22 protein-coding genes and 1 tRNA gene are annotated in these 18174 nt (G+C 41.7%); 7 read left to right on the top strand and 16 right to left on the bottom strand.

All coding sequences use genetic code 11. From position 1 onward, the window contains the following. A partial coding sequence (locus tag VB775_RS26555) for a helix-turn-helix domain-containing protein (RefSeq protein ID WP_416235808.1) occupies positions 1-76 on the bottom strand: 76 nt, incomplete at its 3' end. A gap of 518 nt (positions 77-594) precedes the next feature. Beyond that, entirely contained in the window at positions 595-1008 is a 414-nt protein-coding gene (locus VB775_RS18560) for a gamma-glutamylcyclotransferase family protein (protein ID WP_281006212.1), read from the bottom strand. 273 nt (positions 1009-1281) lie between these two features. Here VB775_RS18560 and VB775_RS18555 point away from each other — a divergent pair, with 273 nt between their 5' ends. Next, positions 1282-3171: an AAA family ATPase gene (locus VB775_RS18555; protein ID WP_281006213.1), complete on the top strand. Its 1890-nt coding sequence runs from the start codon at positions 1282-1284 to the stop codon at positions 3169-3171. Positions 3172-3315: 144 nt separating this feature from the next. Here the strand turns inward: VB775_RS18555 and rpsR are convergent, their stop codons facing one another. Next, complete coding sequence (gene rpsR / locus VB775_RS18550; RefSeq protein WP_055074037.1) at positions 3316-3537, bottom strand: 30S ribosomal protein S18; 222 nt, start codon at positions 3535-3537, stop codon at positions 3316-3318. A 44-nt stretch (positions 3538-3581) separates the two neighbouring features. Then, positions 3582-3776 (bottom strand): 50S ribosomal protein L33, encoded by a 195-nt coding sequence (gene rpmG / locus VB775_RS18545; protein WP_281006214.1) that lies wholly within the window; start codon positions 3774-3776, stop codon positions 3582-3584. A 547-nt stretch (positions 3777-4323) separates the two neighbouring features. On the opposite strand from rpmG, the gene VB775_RS18540 reads away from it, so the two are divergent. Then, positions 4324-5256 (top strand): methylenetetrahydrofolate reductase, encoded by a 933-nt coding sequence (locus VB775_RS18540; RefSeq protein ID WP_281006215.1) that lies wholly within the window; start codon positions 4324-4326, stop codon positions 5254-5256. A gap of 80 nt (positions 5257-5336) precedes the next feature. After that, complete coding sequence (locus VB775_RS18535) at positions 5337-5855, top strand: DUF3172 domain-containing protein (RefSeq protein ID WP_281006216.1); 519 nt, start codon at positions 5337-5339, stop codon at positions 5853-5855. A gap of 74 nt (positions 5856-5929) precedes the next feature. On the opposite strand, the gene VB775_RS18530 is transcribed toward VB775_RS18535, so the two are convergent. The 4 genes from VB775_RS18530 to VB775_RS18515 form a co-directional block, all read right to left on the bottom strand. Beyond that, complete coding sequence (locus VB775_RS18530; protein ID WP_281006217.1) at positions 5930-6163, bottom strand: DUF2555 domain-containing protein; 234 nt, start codon at positions 6161-6163, stop codon at positions 5930-5932. Positions 6164-6187: 24 nt separating this feature from the next. Then, positions 6188-6279: transfer RNA gene (locus VB775_RS18525), tRNA-Ser, on the bottom strand. Positions 6280-6326: 47 nt separating this feature from the next. Beyond that, entirely contained in the window at positions 6327-6614 is a 288-nt protein-coding gene (locus VB775_RS18520) for an MSMEG_0570 family nitrogen starvation response protein (protein ID WP_281006218.1), read from the bottom strand. A gap of 112 nt (positions 6615-6726) precedes the next feature. Next, positions 6727-7878: an MSMEG_0565 family glycosyltransferase gene (locus tag VB775_RS18515; RefSeq protein ID WP_407072934.1), complete on the bottom strand. Its 1152-nt coding sequence runs from the start codon at positions 7876-7878 to the stop codon at positions 6727-6729. Here VB775_RS18515 and VB775_RS18510 point away from each other — a divergent pair. Continuing rightward, entirely contained in the window at positions 7853-7996 is a 144-nt protein-coding gene (locus VB775_RS18510; protein WP_281006220.1) for a DUF29 family protein, read from the top strand. The two genes, VB775_RS18515 and VB775_RS18510, sit on opposite strands and share 26 nt — an antisense overlap. A gap of 51 nt (positions 7997-8047) precedes the next feature. Here the strand turns inward: VB775_RS18510 and VB775_RS18505 are convergent, their stop codons facing one another. Both VB775_RS18505 and VB775_RS18500 read right to left on the bottom strand, forming a co-directional pair. Beyond that, positions 8048-8467, bottom strand: a complete 420-nt coding sequence (locus VB775_RS18505; protein WP_281006221.1) for a PIN domain-containing protein — start codon at positions 8465-8467, stop codon at positions 8048-8050. Continuing rightward, the gene (locus tag VB775_RS18500) at positions 8467-8640 is read right to left on the bottom strand and encodes a hypothetical protein (protein ID WP_281006222.1); all 174 of its coding nucleotides are present in this window, start codon (positions 8638-8640) and stop codon (positions 8467-8469) included. The genes VB775_RS18505 and VB775_RS18500 overlap by 1 nt, the downstream gene beginning before the upstream one ends. Before the next feature lie 50 nt (positions 8641-8690). On the opposite strand from VB775_RS18500, the gene VB775_RS18495 reads away from it, so the two are divergent. Then, positions 8691-8819, top strand: a complete 129-nt coding sequence (locus VB775_RS18495) for a hypothetical protein (protein ID WP_281006223.1) — start codon at positions 8691-8693, stop codon at positions 8817-8819. A 36-nt stretch (positions 8820-8855) separates the two neighbouring features. After that, on the top strand, positions 8856-9107 hold the full coding sequence (locus tag VB775_RS18490) for a hypothetical protein (RefSeq protein ID WP_281006224.1): 252 nt from the start codon (positions 8856-8858) through the stop codon (positions 9105-9107). Between the two features lie 87 nt (positions 9108-9194). Here the strand turns inward: VB775_RS18490 and VB775_RS18485 are convergent, their stop codons facing one another. From VB775_RS18485 to VB775_RS18460, 6 genes are all read right to left on the bottom strand, one after another. Next, on the bottom strand, positions 9195-11099 hold the full coding sequence (locus VB775_RS18485; RefSeq protein ID WP_281006225.1) for an ATP-dependent helicase: 1905 nt from the start codon (positions 11097-11099) through the stop codon (positions 9195-9197). After that, positions 11096-12874 (bottom strand): ATP-dependent nuclease, encoded by a 1779-nt coding sequence (locus VB775_RS18480; protein ID WP_281006226.1) that lies wholly within the window; start codon positions 12872-12874, stop codon positions 11096-11098. Before VB775_RS18480 ends, VB775_RS18485 begins: the two co-directional genes overlap by 4 nt. A 244-nt stretch (positions 12875-13118) precedes the next feature. Next, a complete protein-coding gene (locus VB775_RS18475) occupies positions 13119-13592 on the bottom strand; it encodes a DUF1643 domain-containing protein (protein WP_281006227.1) in 474 nt (157 codons plus the stop codon). 118 nt (positions 13593-13710) lie between these two features. Further along, positions 13711-14013, bottom strand: coding sequence for a hypothetical protein (locus VB775_RS18470; RefSeq protein WP_281006228.1), 303 nt, complete (start codon positions 14011-14013; stop codon positions 13711-13713). A 212-nt stretch (positions 14014-14225) separates the two neighbouring features. Further along, the gene (locus VB775_RS18465; protein ID WP_281006229.1) at positions 14226-15560 is read right to left on the bottom strand and encodes an ATP-binding protein; all 1335 of its coding nucleotides are present in this window, start codon (positions 15558-15560) and stop codon (positions 14226-14228) included. Between the two features lie 139 nt (positions 15561-15699). Next, the gene (locus VB775_RS18460) at positions 15700-15984 is read right to left on the bottom strand and encodes a hypothetical protein (RefSeq protein ID WP_281006230.1); all 285 of its coding nucleotides are present in this window, start codon (positions 15982-15984) and stop codon (positions 15700-15702) included. A gap of 311 nt (positions 15985-16295) precedes the next feature. Between VB775_RS18460 and VB775_RS18455 the strand changes: the two genes are divergently transcribed. Then, complete coding sequence (locus tag VB775_RS18455) at positions 16296-18113, top strand: ABC transporter ATP-binding protein (RefSeq protein ID WP_281006231.1); 1818 nt, start codon at positions 16296-16298, stop codon at positions 18111-18113. Positions 18114-18174: the final 61 nt, after the last annotated feature.

Raw genomic sequence — 18174 nt, 5'->3', positions numbered from 1 at the left:
CACAGCCAAAAGACTTTGCAAGCAAGGTTTCTTGCTCACTTGTGGGATAGATTCTGTACTTGTACGCCTTATACATTTATCAAGATTGTAGAATACTGATAAGCTAATTATAGCATAGATAACTTCTGCTGTCGCTCAATTTGTTTCTGGCTCACTTTCATCCCGTCACTCATCCTTGTAAACGGATAGAGTGCGGGACTTCTCGTTCGCGTTAGTTAAAAACGTGTTACTAATCATATAGCACTCCTAAATGAGTTGTAAGATTTTGAGGGTTGTGAGAGTGCGCCCCGAAGGGGCGTTCTCTCACAACCTATTATAGGATTGCTATATGAGCAACACGTTTTTAAATTTAATGAACTTTATTTAATATCAAATCACGAAAGTGTTGCCATAGCTTTCGTGATTTGGTTGTGAGCAATCATTTACAGCAATTATGCCAAAACACGAAAGTGTTACCAAACTTTTGTGAATTAAAAGCTAGACCTAGTAGTGGTTTTCAAAATACAAAATGGCGTAACCATTTTGTATTTTGGTATTACCGATCAATTGAGCCACAATAAATATTTTGAAAGGTTCGCGAAGCTTTCAAAATATTTATTGATTCTGAGTCCACAAGCCATCATGTTGAGCAATCCCTCCCAATTTGGTGACTTGTGTTAATTCCATAAAATAAGCCCACGCTATCCCCAAAGAAACACCTTGCAAATCAAAAACTTCTATCAGTCGCCGATCATATAAATTCTCATGAGATGCGCGATCGCCTTGATAATCCTCTAGCTGATCCAATGACTCTAAAATACTTGCATCAGGAAAAGAGAGCAAATATCCATGCACTTGAGCGTTGCCAATAGTCATCGCAGGATAACCCATGGGCAGCGCAAATAATTCACCATAGGCGATCGCCTGTTGCTGAGTGATCGCTTTACCCGCACAATATTCTGCATAATTGGCTTCATTGGGCTTGAGCGTGCCATAGACAAAAACATTACATAGAGACACATTTTTCATATTTGAGATCACAATATTTGTGTAATGCCAATTCACAAAAGTGTGATCACACTTTTGTGAATTAAAAACCAAACCGCTTAAGGGTTTTCAAGTTAAGAAATGGCTACGCCATTTCTTAACTTGGTACAAGTAGAGAGACGATTAGCATCTCCCTCTACTTTATGCTGATGCGATCGCTCCTAAATCAGAGTTAGAATCAGCATATAGCTGCGTCTAGAGAGTGGCAGCGCTTCGCGCCGCAACTCTCTAGATGATTAATAGGAACTAGCATCGATGAGTAATGACAAAGATAGTTTTAAGGACAAATTTGCTTTCAAAGTGGAAGGCTTTGAATCTCTAGTGGATGATGTTAAGCAATTACTAAATCTTGATCAACTCATCGATCTTGCTCAAAAACTGGATGAGAAGCAGAAATCTGGTGAAATTCATACTGAGGTAAATGTTACTTCCCGTCCATTGTCCAGCATTCCCCGACGCGGTAATATTCCCCGATCGCCTCGTGCTGCGACGGCAACAGGGGGGAGCAGTGAAGTCACTTCCCCTGATGTGGTCAAACCCGAAAAAGATAATTCTCCAACCGAGAAACCACAGGCGATTTCTGAACTCGTGGGCGGATTAGGTGATACCTTAGCGCAGTTACGTGATTTAGTTGAAATTCCCCTAAAACGTCCTGATATTTTAGTTAAATTAGGGCTAGAACCACCTAAAGGCGTTCTGCTCGTTGGTCCCCCCGGTACTGGCAAAACTCTAACGGCGCGATCGCTGGCAACTCTGTTGGGCGTAAATTACATTGCGATCGTGGGGCCAGAAATCATTAGTAAATACTATGGGGAAGCCGAAACTCGGTTGCGACAGGTTTTCGAGAAAGCAGCAAAATCTTCACCCTGTTTGATTTTTATCGATGAAATTGATGCTCTCGTTCCCAATCGCGCCAATGTCGAAGGAGAAGTGGAAAAGCGTCTCGTAGCACAATTACTAGGCTTAATGGATGGATTTGCCGAGACTAAAGGCGTAATCGTGTTAGCCGCTACCAATCGCCCCGATGCGATCGATCCTGCCCTCCGTCGTCCCGGCCGATTTGATCGCGAGATTATTTTCCCCATACCCGACCGCCATGCACGGCGTGAAATTCTGGAAATCCATACGCGATCGATGCCTTTGACTGATGATGTGGATTTAGATGAGATTGCTGATCGCGCCTATGGTTATGTGGGAGCAGATATTAAGGGACTTTGCCAAGTGGCGGCGACTAATGCTTTGCGGCGACAAGTAACCAGTGTGGCGGATATTCCTGAAAACCTTGATGTGAATCGTGCCGATTTTGAATTTGCGTTAAAGCAGGTTCACCCCGCCGTATTGCGATCGCTGCAAATTCAAGTTCCTACTGTGCAATGGGCTGAAATCGGTGGACTGGCGAAAGTTAAGCAAACCCTTCAAGAAGCGGTAGCAGGCGCATTAGTTGATCCTGCACTCTATGCCCATACCCGTGCTAAGGCAACCCGTGGAGTATTACTCTATGGCCCCCCAGGGACAGGCAAGACTTTACTGGCTAAAGCGATCGCCACTCAAGCCCAAGCAAATTTTATTGCGGTTGCGGGTTCGGAACTGCTAACGAAATGGGTGGGAGCTTCCGAACAATCGATTAGACAGTTATTTGCTCAAGCACGTCAGGCGGCTCCCTGCGTCATATTTATTGATGAGATCGATACGCTTGCACCTGCAAGGGGGAGCTATCAAGGTGACAGTGGTGTGAGCGATCGCGTGATTGGTCAGTTACTAACTGAGCTGGATGGCTTGCAATCGGCTGAAGGACTATTGGTAATTGGCGCAACCAATCGCCGTGATTTTATCGATCCTGCACTATTGCGATCGGGTCGCATCGAATTGCATATGATGGTCGATTTACCAGATCGCGACAGCCGCAGTTCGATTTTAGAAGTACATAATCGCGATCGCCCCCTTGATGATCATCTTAATTTAGATGTTTGGGCTGACCGTACCGAAAATTGGAATGGAGCCGATCTCGCTTTTCTAAGTAATCGCGCCGCTATTTTTGCAATCCGTCGTCATCAGCGTGATGCTTCTAATCTGCTTGAAAATCTCAAGATTACCAGTGAAGATTTTGAGCAAGCTTTTGCCGAACTTCTCGAACAACGGAATTAACGTCAGTTCGACGAAAGCGAAAAATGGGAAGAATCGCTAAGCGATTCTTCCCATTTTTCGCCATTTGCATCATGCGAAGCAAGACGAAAATGCCGATATAGAACTCACGTTAAATATAGAAGACGCAAAGCGTCTTGATAATTTTTAGCCTTCTTTGTTGATGAAAGGCAACAAAGCAACTACACGAGCTTGCTTAATCGCTGTGGTCAATGCGCGTTGCTGCTTTGCAGTTAAACCTGTAATACGACGAGGCAAGATTTTGCCTCGTTCGGTGATGTACTTACGCAGTAATTCGACATCTTTATAGTCGATTTTGGCAGCAGGCGCGATCGGAGAGAGGCGCTTACGATAAAAAGAGGAGTTCATTGCCATGATTGGGATTACGCGGTTTTGGTGATTGGGTTAAGGGACTATTTGATTTCTTTGTGAACAGTGTGGGAGTTGCAATGGGGACAGAACTTTTTGAGTTCTAACCTTGCGGTGGTATTACGACGATTTTTCATGGTCGTATAACGAGATACACCAGGCGATCGCTTATTGGCATTGGAGCGACATTCGGTGCACTCTAGTGTAATAACGAGACGGACACCTTTGTTTTTAGCCATTTTTTTAGTTGTAAGATTACTTAAAAGTGCGATCTACAATTGTTACACAAAAACAATCAAAATCTCAATTTAAATTTAAAAAAATCAGCAACTCTCACTATAGTTGTCGCCATTCTTATTAGGACATAAAACCCAAGTAGTGTGAGGCGGTGCTTCACACTACTTGAGTTTTGATTTGTCCTGATACAGGTGGCTATGGCTATATTGAACTCACGTTATATAGCCATTTGCGGCGTGCTTCGCACGCCGCAAATGGCGAAAAATGGTAAGCATCGCTAAGCGATGCTTACCATTTTTCGCTTTCGTCGAACTGACGTTAAATAAAGGCGGCGCGAAGCGCCGCCTTTATTTATTTGGGTTTAATGTCCTAAGCAAAGCTCTTATTGCTATAAAAAAAGCAATTTTAGTGTTTCCATTGCCTTCGGCGCTGGAAACACTAAAATTGCCATATTGAGAATTGCTGGGTATTTTCCCTTAATCACTACCTGTAATCGCAATAGTTTAAAATGCAGACAATCTTAAAATTTCTTTAACAGTTTTGTTTCGCATGATCGAGCCGCCCCAGTCAGTATTTGAGCAGTCAGAGCCACCCTTTACCAAGTTTCGTAAGGCGATCGCCAACAAGGAATTTCTAATCACGGCGGAGGTGTCGCCACCCAAGGGCAGTGACCCCACCCATATGCTCGAACAAACGCGATCGCTCAAAGGGCGCGTTCATGGGGTGAATATTACCGATTCCAGTCGGGCGGTGATGAGTATGAGTCCTGTCGCTGCATCAGTATTGATTCAGCAACAAATTGGGCTTGAAACTATTTGTCAAATCGCTTGCCGCGATCGCAATCGGATTGCGCTACAAGGAGATTTATTTGGGGCAGCAGCCTTGGGTATCACCAATATTTTGGCTTTGACAGGCGATCCTGTCAAAGCAGGTGACTCTCCCGATGCGCGATCGGTGTTTGACTATGAATCGGTGCGCCTACTGCAATTAATCCAAAAACTGAATCAGGGGCTGGATGCTAATGGGAAAGCTCTGCCCCATCAAGGTACTGACTTTTTAGCAGGAGCCGCCGTTGATCCGCAGTCGCCAAGCTGGTCAGGTTTACAAAAACGCTTTGAGCGTAAGGTTAATGCAGGGGCACAATTTTTCCAGAGCCAATTGATTACTGACTTTGAGCGTCTTGACAAATTTGTGAATCAAATTGCTAATCAATCAGACAAACCGATTTTGGCGGGCATATTTTTGATTAAATCCGCTAAAAATGCCTTGTTTCTGAATAAATTTGTCCCAGGAGTACAGATTCCTGAGCATATTATCGATCGCCTCGCCAAAGCAAAATCTCCGTTACAGGAAGGCATGGCGATCGCTGCCGAACAAATCCAAACTGCGCGGCAAATCTGCCAAGGTGTACATATTATGGCGATCAAAGCCGAACACTTGATTCCTGAAATTCTTGATCGTGCAGGTGTGGCAGTTCTCTAACTTTCGAGCGATTTGCTAAGCAAATTGCTTAAATCTTCAGCATTTTCGGTTACCCTAGGGAATAACCCTAACTCACATCTATGGCAAGACGTAGATATTCTTCAACTCTGAACCAACCTCCCACTGAACCAAAGTCAAACGGTACAACCACTAAACTCGCGATCGCAGGCGCAATTTTTGCGGTCGGTATTGGTGTTGGCATTGCTTTGTCTACGCTCAATCCTACGCCGCGTACAGTTGATGCGATTCGTTTAGATAACCTTGCGCCTAGCCGTGATTTTTGCAATAACTATGGTGCATCAGCTATGGTGATGAGTAGCCGTGTCTATGTCACCCTCAATCCCTTTAACGTGTTCATCAGTCAAGCTGAACCTGAGCCGGGGTGCGTAGTTTTGCCCAATAACTGGAACGTGCTATTACAAAAAAATGTAATTAAAGAAGCGGATATTCGTCAATGCAAAGACAGAATGAATACCTTTGGCTTTACAGGTGATCTAGACAAGGCTCCCGTAGTTGATTGTATTTACGAAAGCAAAGATGCTACGGAAAAGTTTACGAACGGTTTGCCCGCCGCACCTAGTCCTAGTCCCCAGCCATAAAAGAGTGCGCTTAGCGCAATTTTCTACGATCCCAAATAAAAAGCGCCGCTTAGCGGCGCTTTTTATTTGGGAATTTAGCATTCATCAAATGCTTCAAGATCTAATAAATGACGGTAAGGCTCGGCTAATTCGGAGCCTTTAAAAGCTAGCGATCGCAAAATATGCCAATCGTTCAAACTCTCAAAAGCACTGGCGTAGTCATCGCGCTCTAAACGATCTGCAATCGCTGCGACATCTGACGCAGTAAATTTACTAGGATCAACTTCTGGAGCTTCGCCTACTACATCCTTGGAAGGGTTATCAACCATATCGCTCTATGACAGTCTCGTGAACGGAGAGAGAGGGATTCGAACCCTCGGTACGGAGTTACCTGCCGTACAACAGATTAGCAATCTGCCGCTTTCGTCCACTCAGCCATCTCTCCAAATTTATAAGGAATTATATCTTATCAGATAGCGTGCATAATGCAACCTAATTGTTAAATTTAATAACTTTCACTTTGGGTTGCTTGATCTCACAGAATTTCGCCGCTTTTGCCTCGATTTCCTGTAATTGACCTAAAGCTAAGCCACAGGGAAACCCATATTTTGCCTTAACCCGATCGCTAGCAATATTCAGCGCAGTCCGCGATCGCTCTACAAAATCCACTAGGTCATACTCAGTATCGGGCGCAAAATATTCCTTGACGATTAAAGATGGTGAATAGCAAGAGTCTTGAGAGTTGTCTGGCCAAGTGATTTGAAAACGGACTTCAGGCATAAAATCTCCTCTAAATGATGGTAAACGGCGCTTTGCGCCGCCTAAGTGCCAATTACCAAAAACCGTAAAGTTGCGCCCCGCAGGGGTGCAACTTTACGGTTTTTAGTTTTTCTTAGCTACTTAATACCATTTTTGCATAATGTGTTGTATGCATTTGAGCCGAATTTTCCCAAGTGTATTTTGTCAAAATTTCTTGGCTAGCTTGGACTAGAAACTGACTAAAATCGGGTTTAGGAACTAATCGCATGGCTTGGGCGATCGCCTCCACATCATCAGGATCAATCAGCACAGCCTGTTGTTCAGATAAAAATTCCGTAAAAGGCGTACAGTTAGAAGTGATCACTGGTAAACCCGAAGCGATCGCCTCCATGATTACCAAGCCCCAACCTTCCTTTGCCGAGGGAAAGACAAAAGCATCAGCACAGCGATAAAGTACAGGCAATTCCACATCCGTGAGAACGCCTGTAATAATGAGGGATTTCGCGATATCTAGCTCCTGTGCGATCGCCATAAATTGATCGCGATAGTCTTGATAGTCAAATAAGGTTGCACCTCCTGCGATTACTAACTGCGCTTCGGGGAAGTCCACTAAAACTTGAGCAAAGGCTTGAATTAACTTAATTGAGTTCTTGCGTGGTTCAATCCCGCCCACAGTTAAATAAATTGGTGAACCAGTTAAACCAAATTTTTGTTTGATTTGTAATTCTGTACAATTGCGATCGCGGGAAAATCTTTGCAGATTCACACCATTAATTACTCGCGGCGCATGGATTTGATAATGTTCATAAATTTGGGTTTGCCAGCCTGCACTTACGCATAGGCAAAGCTCAGCTTCTCGAATAGAACGATCCTGACAAGCCTGTAAATAGTGACTGTTATAGTCCTCGATGTGGTGAATGGTGCGGATAAAGTGGGGAATGCGTCCTTGCGATCGCAAAATTGCTAGAGCATTGGCACTGATGCAGTCTTGAGCGTGATAAATATCATAATCAGGGTTTGAATTCTGCAAGTAATCCACAAATTCCTGAATACGTTGCTGGATTAGCTGATCGATTTCCTGTGGTGCAGGTTGGGCAAGAATTGGTTGAACTTCACAGGACAAATGGCGATCAAATCCTAAACCATCTTTGTCTAATGCGTAGATACATACTTGATGTCCCAATGCTTGCAATGCTTCCGCAAGTTCTAGAGTATGGATCACGCTCCCTCTAGGTTTTGTAGAGTAAGTAAGTAAAGCTATGCGTAATTTAGAAAACTGCGGCATGGATTATATAAGGAAGTTAGCCAGTGTCGAGACAGGATTAGCGATCGCTACTTTTCCAATGGAGTCTCCTTTTACTTCTGAGCAAACGCTAGATGAGGATTTTTTGCCTGAAGATTAGTTGTTTTTGTAATAGCGATCGCTAATCTCAGTGATTGGTATCGATTACTAATCATTGCATAAGATAAATTTCTACGTTTTGGCTGTTCCATGTGGCGATGCCAATTCCAAAAAAGTCTTTGTCTTCTGTCCAAATTGGACAATCAAAGTGCATGGCTAAGGCAACCACTTCCCAATCGTTAGGATCTCTTGCTTTAATGCGTCTTTGAGCTTCGTTTTTATATTGTAGGTAATCTTCTTCTGTTATTGGGATTACGATTTTGGCTAAATCAGCAATCGCCTGTGATGATATGTCTGATTGAAATTTACGTTTTTGTAAAATTTGGGGTAAGTGACGCTCTAGTTCCTGATAGCAATTATTTGGTGTGAGAAATTGGCAATTGTTATTGTATTTTTCTAAGAGGTTGGAAACTTTGTCACCTAGTACAGCCCGTACCAAGATGTTTGTATCTAAGGCAAGTGTCTTTGACATTATTTGGTTGCGTCTTTCCTTGCTTGTTTACGCATAGCGTTAAATTCGGCAATGATTTCATCTTCGCTAATGCCATGAGCTTTTAATAATTCAGCCATTTTTTGAGAAGAACGGCGGAAAGCAAGGAGGTCTTCTTTACTAGGTTTTTTGATCTTGATTAAAGAGGCTTTCATGGTGAATTAATTCTTTTAGTAATGGTAGGGACAATTCGTGCATTGCCCTTATGGTGGATCATAGCAAATTTTTCTGTCTCTCATGCAATGGTGGCAAGCTATTGACGATCGCAACTGATTCGACACTTACGCGCACGATCGCACTTAACGAGGTCGAGGATGTAGCGCGATCGCCTTAGTGTCTAAGACAATGGGACAATCGCCTGTATAAATCTATGTCTAAGAAATCTTTTGAAAGCAAATATCCGAATATTTCTTGTTGGGTTAATCAAGAGAATGGAATAATTGAGATTGGCTGGAGAGATGATGGTTATTCTAGTGGGTTTGTTCGTGCTTTTGAGAAAGGTGGAATATTTTGGGAAGGTGAAGATGAATATGAGTCGATGGATGATGCGCTTTTGGCTTTGGAGGGTTGTGTGCAGATCTGTATGAGAGAGATTCATGGGGACTCATGGGAGAGTGCGTAATTTTTAGTTTTTTGTGTTTAGAATGCGATCTCATTTGTGCTTAGTCGGGATATTTTTCTTGGCTATAAAACCTTCGCTAAATGATGTCTATCCCTGCATATCCCGAATAAACCTAGATGGGTGCTGCACTTTACTATCACCCCAAGGCATTTTTCGCAACCGAGGAAATGTTATGTAAATCCATCTTTTAGCTCTAGTAACAGCAACAAAAGCATTATTTTTTTCTTCTTCAAGTTCTTGTTCACTACGAGCGCGGTAGTCTGGGAAAACGCCTTCACACATTCCCATCAAAAAAACAATGTCTTTCTCTAATCCTTTCATAGTATGCACTGTACTTAAAGTTAGTCCAGATCTACCATTATTTCCATTTAACTGTCCTAACGCCATTGCATTACGAAAAGAAGAAAGAGAACCTAATCCTAAAATCTTAGATTTTTGCCAACATTCTTTAAATTCCTGAAGCTCTATCAAAGAGCGTTCCAGTTCATTTTCTTCAAATTCATTTAATGTTTCATTTTTTCTTTCCTCGATTAGTTGAGCAAAACATTTACAAAGTTTAGGTATATTTGGATCATTTATATCTAAATTTTGAATCTCAAGTAAAAGTTTGGACTGAATATCAGGGATGGGAATATCTGTGTTTAGAACGTTTTTAGCAAATTTACTCAATATACATTCGTCATCCCATACATCAGGACTGTCAATCTTCAAAACTGTACACAGTTTTTTGCCATCTACCCAATCTTTTTTATTCAATCGTACACGAATCGCAAGATCTAAGACCTTGCCAAAAGTTGAAGATGGTTCTACTTGTCGTTCCCCCCTATTAAATAAAGGATTAATTCCTCTTGATTTAAGATGTTTTTCAAGAGTCTTAAAGACAAAACGATTTCTAGCAATAACTACCATTTTGTCCAGTGAAATATCACCTTCAATCTCATGATTCGATTTTTCTTGGATTAATTCATCAATTTTATTGCAAATCCAAATTGCTTCAGAATTTTCATCATCTAGCATTTTAATTTCACTACGCCCCTCAAGAGCAAAATCATATTCTGATTGAGAACCTTGTTTGATTTTATTAGCCAGATTAACAACAGCTTTTGAGCTACGAAAGTTCTTACTAAGAACATACTGAGTCGGACTAAAGTCTTCAAGAAAATTTTGAAGGAGATATCTGTTTGATGAGCCATTGAAACCATAAATCATCTGATTGGGATCGCCAACCATCATAACGCTCTGTATTTTTTCTCCACATAAAACTTTTATAAACTCATATTGAGATTTGTTCAGATCTTGGGCTTCATCAACGCAAATATGCTTATATTTTGCACGATAGATATCACCGCACCATGAGTTATCAAGAAGTATTTTATGTGCGTAAACAAGAATGTCATCAAAATCAATACCTCCACTTTCAAATAGAGCTTTTTGGTAAGAACGATAGATTGACAAAAATTTGATGTTTTCAGAATATTTATTAATAATTTCTTGCTCATCCAATAACTCTCTTTTTACAGTAGCAAACTGTCCTAATCGAGTTTGAATTTTAGCTTCTCGCTCTCTTTTTGTTTTACTATCAGACACATCAAGAAATTTATCAATATCTATGCCCTCATTTCGCAGAGATTGAATAAAAATAGTTTTGCGATCTTCATCACGATCGTAAATATGTAACTCAGAAGGCAAAGCAACATCTTTAAGGGTATGTCCATACTGTTCAAGTATGCGTTGAGCTACAGAATGAATTGTCGCTATCCAGCATCGTTCATTAACACCTTCAAGGTCTTGTAGTCGATTGAGCATTTCTTCCGCAGCCTTATTTGTGAAAGTTAATGCTATAACTCCATCTTTTTTAGTGTTGTTGATGATATGCCTTACGCGCTCTGTCAAAACACGAGTCTTTCCTGAACCAGCCGAAGCTAGTACCTGCATTGCTTGACCAATTGGCGAGTATACTATGCTTGATTGCTCTGGCGATAAACCGTTCATATTATTCCTCCATTTTCAAGTTTCTGGAAAAACTCAAGAATCTTTGGAGGCAACTTCTCTTTCTCAAGTTTGCAAAGCTTTTCTGCAATTAATGGTGCATATTTTACTTTCCCCTTATCAAGAATTTCTTTGAGAGCTTTCTCATGACCATCAATTCCTGTATAGTCTTTCGGTGGTTTATTCTTTTTGTCATTCTGCCCTTGATTCTTTCTAATCCAGACTTCAATAGCATCATCACCTTCTTGTTGGCATATTACATATTTAATAATTTCAGTGCATCCACATGATACAAGATATCCCTCAAAGTCTTCACTATCAAGGATCGTAATATTTGAGGCTACTAAAATATCTGTCTCACCATGCACTTTATCGTAGGTTTTCTTTAGCTGATCGACTGCTTCCGTTTCTCCATCACTAAAAATAAACACAGGTATATCAAAATCCTTGGCAAATTTCAAAAAAGGAAGATATTTTATTCCTTTTCCGCCCACACCAATAAAACTTACTCCTTTAACAAATGCTTCACTGCCACAATACTCTTTAAAGAGTAAAGGGAGTGCTTGTTCTTCAGTTTCACCTTCAGATAGAACAAGAGCCTTAGAAAAAAGAATTTCACCCCTAGAATGAATAACCTCTCGCTGTAGTCTACGCCGTTCCTCTTGATCAAGGTCGGGATTTAGATGTCTAACGGTAATACCATCAGGAGTTCTCTTTAAATATCTCAACTCTGTTTGTTTAGCCATTGCCGCTACATAAGGCGAGTGAGTACTGATAATTACTTGCCCCTCAAACTTCTCAAGTTGTTGATATAAAGTTTTCTGAGCATTTGGATGCAAGTGTGCTTCTGGTTCTTCGGCGGCGAGAATAGGAAAGAAAAGATTTTCTTCCTCCTCATATTCTTTCTTTTTTAACTCGGCAAAAGCATTTACGATCAACATAGATGCCCAGCTTCTTGTCCCCATACCGTGATATTCCATGGAAAAGGTGCTGCTTGCATCTTCGCCAAAGTGTGCCGAGAAGTACTTGGAAAGATCTCGGATCTTCCGTGGAAAAGGAGTGATTTCTGCTTTGCCAGAACTTTCAAATGACTGATTAAGATTTTCTAAATTTGTCTTAAGGGTTGCAAGTTCATTACTTTTGGAGATCGCCTGATCGTTCAACTCATTGATCATTGCTTCTAATGCATCAACTTCAGTTTTGCTATATTTAATGTTCGACAAAACCTTCCTAACTAACGAAGATTTTTCTCCAATTTCTTGATGGATATCTCTTTGAGCATCAATCGGAATAAATTGGATGCCATTAAGACGAAGAAATTTTTTGTTGGGAATCTCAACTTGAGCATTAAGCCAATTGTTGCCATCTGTCCATACTCTAAGCACTGAGTAGGATGTATCAAAGCCACCTTTATCTAGTTTACTACGAGTCCGAAGTGCTACATATTGGCGAGAATTAGCATCAGATTGAATCCTATCTTCAAATTCACGCTGCCAATCATCATCAAATGTATCTATACGATCGCCTTGTTCGTCTACAGGCACAATCTTAACATCTACAACTATCTCATCTGCACGCTTATCATCACTACCTATATAAAAATCCTCTTCAGATAAATAGCGTGAGTAATCACCCAAAGCTAATTGAAGTGCTTTTAGTACAGACGTTTTTCCTGAATTATTCATCCCAATCAGCAAAGTAACGCGAGGCAAAGACATCTCAAGATTTTTGATGCCTCGAAAACCTGCGATTCTGATAGTGTCGATGAGAATATTCAAGAGTAAACCTCTATACCATTTAGTTTTTAGTGTATCAAATTTTGTTTTTAGATTGAATACATATACATAACTATTAGCGTATATTTCTACAAATTACCAATGATCTGAATAATTAGGCTGTGATCGTATTGTAGATGTATTTCAACTGAATCAAGAATAGTTTCTTCTCTTTTGCGATAAGCGCAATCGCACTTAAACTAATTCTAGATACTTTGCTCCAAAAAGCTCCCGCAAAAAAAATACGTTAATAAATGATAGGTTCCTTACTACACATCACATATAGCGGATGACGTGGATAACCAGCTTTTGTAATTCCTAAACAGTGAGGCTGAGTATTGTGTTTAGATAGCAACTCTAAAACAAAGCGATCGCGTTGCATTAACTTTCCGTTATTTCCCCAAGCAACAACAACCCTATCGGCTGACTTAATCGCCTTTTTTAAATAGCGATCATTCTGCTTCCCAACAGGATCATCCACCTTTTTAAGCTCCAAAGGACTTGCCGATCTAAAAGCAAATAGATTAACGACAATTAGCGAACCATAGTCCCAAAACTTCGCAAAACTAATACATCGCCGCAGTGTAGGGTCATCAATACTTGCATCCGCCTTACTCGGATTAAGCATAATAAACACAATTTTTGACTTGTCTATATCCCATTCTCGCCATAGCGAATAACGGTAGAGTCCCGTTTTATCGATGACAGCACCCTTTTTCATGAATTCCCGACTCAACAAACTTCCTTAAACTTAGCTAGTTTCTAGTCTCAGGTTTCCTTGCAACTATTTTTCTATAATCTCACTAAACATCCGCACAAACATATGACTGTTAACTTTTCTAATGTTGATAATTTTTCACAGAATCCAAAGGGATTGCATTGAGATGTATTAAACCCTGTTCTATTCCCTGCGCTTCGGCGATCGCTGCTGCATGACTGACTAAAGCCCCCAAAGTAGGCGAAATCCGAATCAAACCTGCGTACAGTAATGCTAATGCTTGCCAATTGACTTTCTGAGCGATCGCTCTGTGAGCATGAATCGATTGAGTCGCCACTTCCAGTTGAAACCTTCCCAACTGTTTAAAGGTTGCTGATTGTGCTAGTTCCTTCTCAGCTCGCAATCTGCGACCACAAACTTGCATCCTGCTGCAATAGAGGCACATAGGAAGCATCGCTTAAAAATTTATAATGTGAAGACGAGGGGCGGCGCAAAGTGCCGCCCCTCGCTTCTTAGGTTTTGATTTGCTCTAATACAAATGACAACAGCTATGAGTATCTGGGCATAATTAAAAACCAGAGCCAAAACCTGTAGCGCAGGCTGCGCGTGCGCTACAGGTTTTGGAATTGAGCCTCGCTACTTATTAAGCTCTAAATCTGCTTGCAAAAAATTGACAAATTGCTGAGCAGTCCGCCCCGATTGTCCATTATGGCGAGTAGCCCATTGCAAAGCTCGAAAATTGAGATCGTCATCCAGTAATTTAATACCTGCACGTTTAGCAAGGTGATGCACGATTTTGAGATAGATTTCTTGATCGGCTTGCAGAAAGGTGAGAGTCAAACCAAAGCGATCGCTTAGGGATAACTTTTCCTGCATTGTGTCCCAAGGATTGACCTCTTTGCTATTACTGAGATCACTTAAGGTGGGGCGATCGCTAAAGTATTCGCGCAATAGATGACGACGATTGGAAGTGGCATAAACCAAGAGATTATCAGGCTGTGCCGACAGATTTCCTTCCAGAACTACCTTGAGCGCTTTATAGTCTTCGCTTTCTTCCTCAAAGGACAAGTCATCGACAAAAATGATAAATTTTTGCGGAACTTGGCGCAACATATCGGCAATGATTGGCAAGTCTTTAAGATCATTTTTGGCAACTTCGATCAAACGTAAACCGCGATCGCCATAGGCATACATCAATGACTTGACCATCGAAGATTTGCCCGTGCCACGACTGCCATAGAGCAAAGTGTGCAATCCATGATAGCCAGCCAAAAAAGCTTCTGTATTCTTATACAAAGTTTGGCGCTGTGACTCATAGCCGATCAGATCGGATAGTTGCACCAGATCAGGATAGGCAATTCCCTCCAGATGTCCTTTGTGCCAACGGAATGCGCCGTAATCGGTAAATATGCCCGTACCTGAATGTTTGTAATAATCAGCTAGTTCGGGTAAAAGTTGCGTCCAGTCATCGGTTGCTTGAAACTTGAGAATCAGCGATCGCTTCGCTTCGGATATTTGCGACATGTCACTTTCTGTCAATTGCCAAGCCACAGGGAGATCGCCAAAAGCCTCAATGCAATCAACTAATTTGTTTCCACCCCAAAGACTAATTTCTTCTAAAACCTGCAGGTCATGCTTGGCGGCTACAACCAATGACACAGGTAAACTATTAAGGTCAGTGGTTTGGGCTTGCTGACTAAAGGGATTATCGGAGGTCAAAATTTGCGAGATGACATAATCTCGCCAGTTGAAACCCGTCGCAGCGATCGCTCTAAACCATCTGCCATAGGCAAATAAATAGGAAAGTCGCCGCGAACTATTTTCATGCCCGTCTAAGGCATAGTTAGCAAGGCTACGCAATAGCGACCCATAGGCAGCCCATGCTTCTTGCTTTAATACATTTTGATACAGATGTAGTGAAGCAATTCTCACTTGTCTGTCATAAATTGATTGCCGCGTTTCGTCAAGCATGTTTACTAATCTGTAATTAGACTCAAACCCGCAGAGTTGCGCCCCACAGGGGTGCAACTCTGAAAGAAGATATTTGATAGCGCGGCTCCGCCGCGCTATCAAATATCTTCTTAACCTAAGTTAGACTTGTGAGGATACCTCACAAATAATTTTGGAACTGTTCCCATTTTATCCCTTGTTGGAGATAGTTAGGCTGATTTGGTTTATAGGGTGCTGCAAGGCGATCAATATTTAAAATTTCCGCGCGATCGCTAATTACGGGTACATCAGGATCAAAAGCCGTAGCTCGCATCAACGAGCTAGAAAACCCCTTAAAAATCATCACTTCGTCAAGTTCGCCATCAATTTGTAGCTTGACCAGTAGAACTTCTTGAGGATGTTGATTACTATACGTTTCTAGTTGTTGACCTTGATTTGCCGACATGTTTTTTGCTTTAAGATGGAGTTGGTGGATGATCACCCTAGAGGCAATTCATCAATTGTCCCTAGGCTACAATATGGTTCTTGAGACATTTTTGCGTAAGTCCTAGTTTATAGCGGTTTTCCAATGAGTAAGGGCTTCGCCGTAAAATAAAGAACCAGATTTTTGATGGCGCGGCGAAGCCGCGCCATCAAAAATCTGGTTCTTTATTAAAACGAAAAACCAATCTCAGTAAGGGTTTTAAGTTTTAGTTTTGCCGTAGGCAAAATTAAAACTGCTATGTCTAGGTTTTCTAATTTTGGATTTTGACGAGCATGACAGCTAATTTTTGGGACATCGCACGTTACTTTAAACGCTATCGGACAAAGGCGATCTGGAGCATCACTGCTTCTAGTTTATTTGAAATTATTGATCTCACTGTTCCCTATGCAGTTGGGCAAATCCTGAATGTGCTATCGGGGCGATCGCTTGATTATGAAATCAACAACTTCGTCATGACAATGGTGTCACTGTTTGGACAGTCGATAAATCAGACGAATTCCTTAATCACGCTATCGGGTTTGATCTTTGTAGTTACAGTTATCCGTGCGCCGATACAGGTATGGTGTGCCAATAACTTCCATTGGGAAATTGCACTCAAAACTCGTCGTGACCAAACCCAAAAGGCGATCGCCAAAATCTTGACTTTGCCGATTGAGTTTTACGATGAGAACAACGCGGGACGGATTGCGGGGAGAGTGGCGCGAGGCTTAGCTAATCACATGTGGTCATATCCTGAAATCGCAGGGCAATTGATTCCAAAAGTGGTGCGAATCATTGGTATTTTTGTGATTATCTACGCGATCGCATGGTGGATTTCGGTCTTCTTTTTAGTGTCATTTATTTTGGTGCTATGGGGCAGTTTAGGAAAGCTGAAGGATCTCACGAAGCTGGAAGAAACCCTTGATATTTATCAAGAAAACACAGAAAGCCGTACTTCAGAAATTATTACCAATATCAAAACTGTGAAGGCTTTTGCCAACGAAGCCAAGGAATACAAACGCCAAAGCGATCGCCTTGTGCGTGAAGCAAAAGTATCCCTCTGGGGCATCCATATTGGCTATGTGAAACTGGGCATGGTGCGCGATACGGTTTTAGAAGCCTGTCAATTTGTGGTGTTTGGAGCCGCTCTCTTTGCAACTTTTGGTGGCAAGATGTCCATCGGGCATTTCATTACTATTTCCACTTTGGCAAGTATGGCTTATTCGGAAATTAGACCTATTTGCTTGCTAGCAGAAGTCTTTGCAAGGCGCTATTCTTCGATGTTGCGCTTCCATGAGTTCATGAAACAAGCGAATGGACAGGATGCGGCGATCGCTCTCCATCCCAACACCAAATATCCCCAATATCGCTTTGATGGCAAAATCGAATTTCACAATCTTACCTTTGGCTACGATCGCGATCGTCATGTTTTAGAAAACATCCAATTTACGATTGAGCCGTATGAGACTGTTGCCCTAGTCGGTCGGTCTGGCTCAGGCAAATCTACTTTGGTAAAACTGCTGTTCCGTTACTTTGAGCCAACGAATGGCGGGATTTTGATCGATGGTCAAGGGATTACGGAACTAGATATCACTGGCTATCGCAAACGTTTAGCGATCGTACATCAGGAGGTAGATATTTTCAATGGAACCCTGATGGATAATCTCATGTATGGAAATCCTACGGCGACCTTTGCCGAAGTCCAAGAAGCCTGTGCGATCGCTAGTGTTGATGAATTTCTCCATTTATTACCACGAGGCTATAACACGATTGTGGGTGAGCGGGGTGTGCGGCTTTCGGGAGGTCAGCGTCAGCGATTAGGGATTGCGCGAGCATTGCTAGTTAATCCTGACATTTTGGTATTTGATGAAGCGACTTCTAGTCTTGATTATGAATCCGAGCGATCGATTCAATTAGCGATGCGTCGAATTCAGGGAACTCGCACCACAATTGTGATTGCTCACCGTCTTAGCACTGTGCGGGAAGCTGATAAAATTGTGGTTTTAGATCAAGGTCAAATTGTGGAAATTGGTTCCCATCAGCAGCTTTTATCTCAAGGTGGTATTTATCATCGATTGCATTCGTTACAGGAAACAGGAGAGTTGTTATGAGGCAGCAACTCTGATTATAAACATCGATTTTTGGGCAGTTCGCCGTTGGCGAACTGCCCAA

This window comes from Pseudanabaena sp. CCNP1317 (genome assembly GCF_034931345.1).
In the GTDB taxonomy this organism is placed as follows: domain Bacteria; phylum Cyanobacteriota; class Cyanobacteriia; order Pseudanabaenales; family Pseudanabaenaceae; genus Pseudanabaena; species Pseudanabaena galeata.
This window is presented reverse-complemented; position numbering and strand designations above follow the sequence as displayed.

What these genes read in the sequence shown, in the direction of transcription:
- VB775_RS18505 (WP_281006221.1), bottom strand. Translation starts at nt 8,467, where the DNA reads ATGTCAAAGACACTTGCCTTAGATACAAACATCTTGGTACGGGCTGTA.
- VB775_RS18495 (WP_281006223.1), top strand. Translation starts at nt 8,691, where the DNA reads ATGGTGGATCATAGCAAATTTTTCTGTCTCTCATGCAATGGTGGCAAG.
- VB775_RS18510 (WP_281006220.1), top strand. Translation starts at nt 7,853, where the DNA reads ATGCGTAATTTAGAAAACTGCGGCATGGATTATATAAGGAAGTTAGCC.
- VB775_RS18470 (WP_281006228.1), bottom strand. Translation starts at nt 14,013, where the DNA reads ATGCAAGTTTGTGGTCGCAGATTGCGAGCTGAGAAGGAACTAGCACAA.
- rpmG (WP_281006214.1), bottom strand. Translation starts at nt 3,776, where the DNA reads ATGGCTAAAAACAAAGGTGTCCGTCTCGTTATTACACTAGAGTGCACC.
- VB775_RS18555 (WP_281006213.1), top strand. Translation starts at nt 1,282, where the DNA reads ATGAGTAATGACAAAGATAGTTTTAAGGACAAATTTGCTTTCAAAGTG.
- VB775_RS18530 (WP_281006217.1), bottom strand. Translation starts at nt 6,163, where the DNA reads ATGGTTGATAACCCTTCCAAGGATGTAGTAGGCGAAGCTCCAGAAGTT.
- VB775_RS18490 (WP_281006224.1), top strand. Translation starts at nt 8,856, where the DNA reads ATGTCTAAGAAATCTTTTGAAAGCAAATATCCGAATATTTCTTGTTGG.
- VB775_RS18475 (WP_281006227.1), bottom strand. Translation starts at nt 13,592, where the DNA reads ATGAAAAAGGGTGCTGTCATCGATAAAACGGGACTCTACCGTTATTCG.
- VB775_RS18465 (WP_281006229.1), bottom strand. Translation starts at nt 15,560, where the DNA reads ATGCTTGACGAAACGCGGCAATCAATTTATGACAGACAAGTGAGAATT.
- VB775_RS18560 (WP_281006212.1), bottom strand. Translation starts at nt 1,008, where the DNA reads ATGAAAAATGTGTCTCTATGTAATGTTTTTGTCTATGGCACGCTCAAG.
- VB775_RS18485 (WP_281006225.1), bottom strand. Translation starts at nt 11,099, where the DNA reads ATGAACGGTTTATCGCCAGAGCAATCAAGCATAGTATACTCGCCAATT.
- VB775_RS18455 (WP_281006231.1), top strand. Translation starts at nt 16,296, where the DNA reads ATGACAGCTAATTTTTGGGACATCGCACGTTACTTTAAACGCTATCGG.
- rpsR (WP_055074037.1), bottom strand. Translation starts at nt 3,537, where the DNA reads ATGAACTCCTCTTTTTATCGTAAGCGCCTCTCTCCGATCGCGCCTGCT.
- VB775_RS18500 (WP_281006222.1), bottom strand. Translation starts at nt 8,640, where the DNA reads ATGAAAGCCTCTTTAATCAAGATCAAAAAACCTAGTAAAGAAGACCTC.
- VB775_RS18515 (WP_407072934.1), bottom strand. Translation starts at nt 7,878, where the DNA reads ATGCCGCAGTTTTCTAAATTACGCATAGCTTTACTTACTTACTCTACA.
- VB775_RS18460 (WP_281006230.1), bottom strand. Translation starts at nt 15,984, where the DNA reads ATGTCGGCAAATCAAGGTCAACAACTAGAAACGTATAGTAATCAACAT.
- VB775_RS18535 (WP_281006216.1), top strand. Translation starts at nt 5,337, where the DNA reads ATGGCAAGACGTAGATATTCTTCAACTCTGAACCAACCTCCCACTGAA.
- VB775_RS18520 (WP_281006218.1), bottom strand. Translation starts at nt 6,614, where the DNA reads ATGCCTGAAGTCCGTTTTCAAATCACTTGGCCAGACAACTCTCAAGAC.
- VB775_RS18540 (WP_281006215.1), top strand. Translation starts at nt 4,324, where the DNA reads ATGATCGAGCCGCCCCAGTCAGTATTTGAGCAGTCAGAGCCACCCTTT.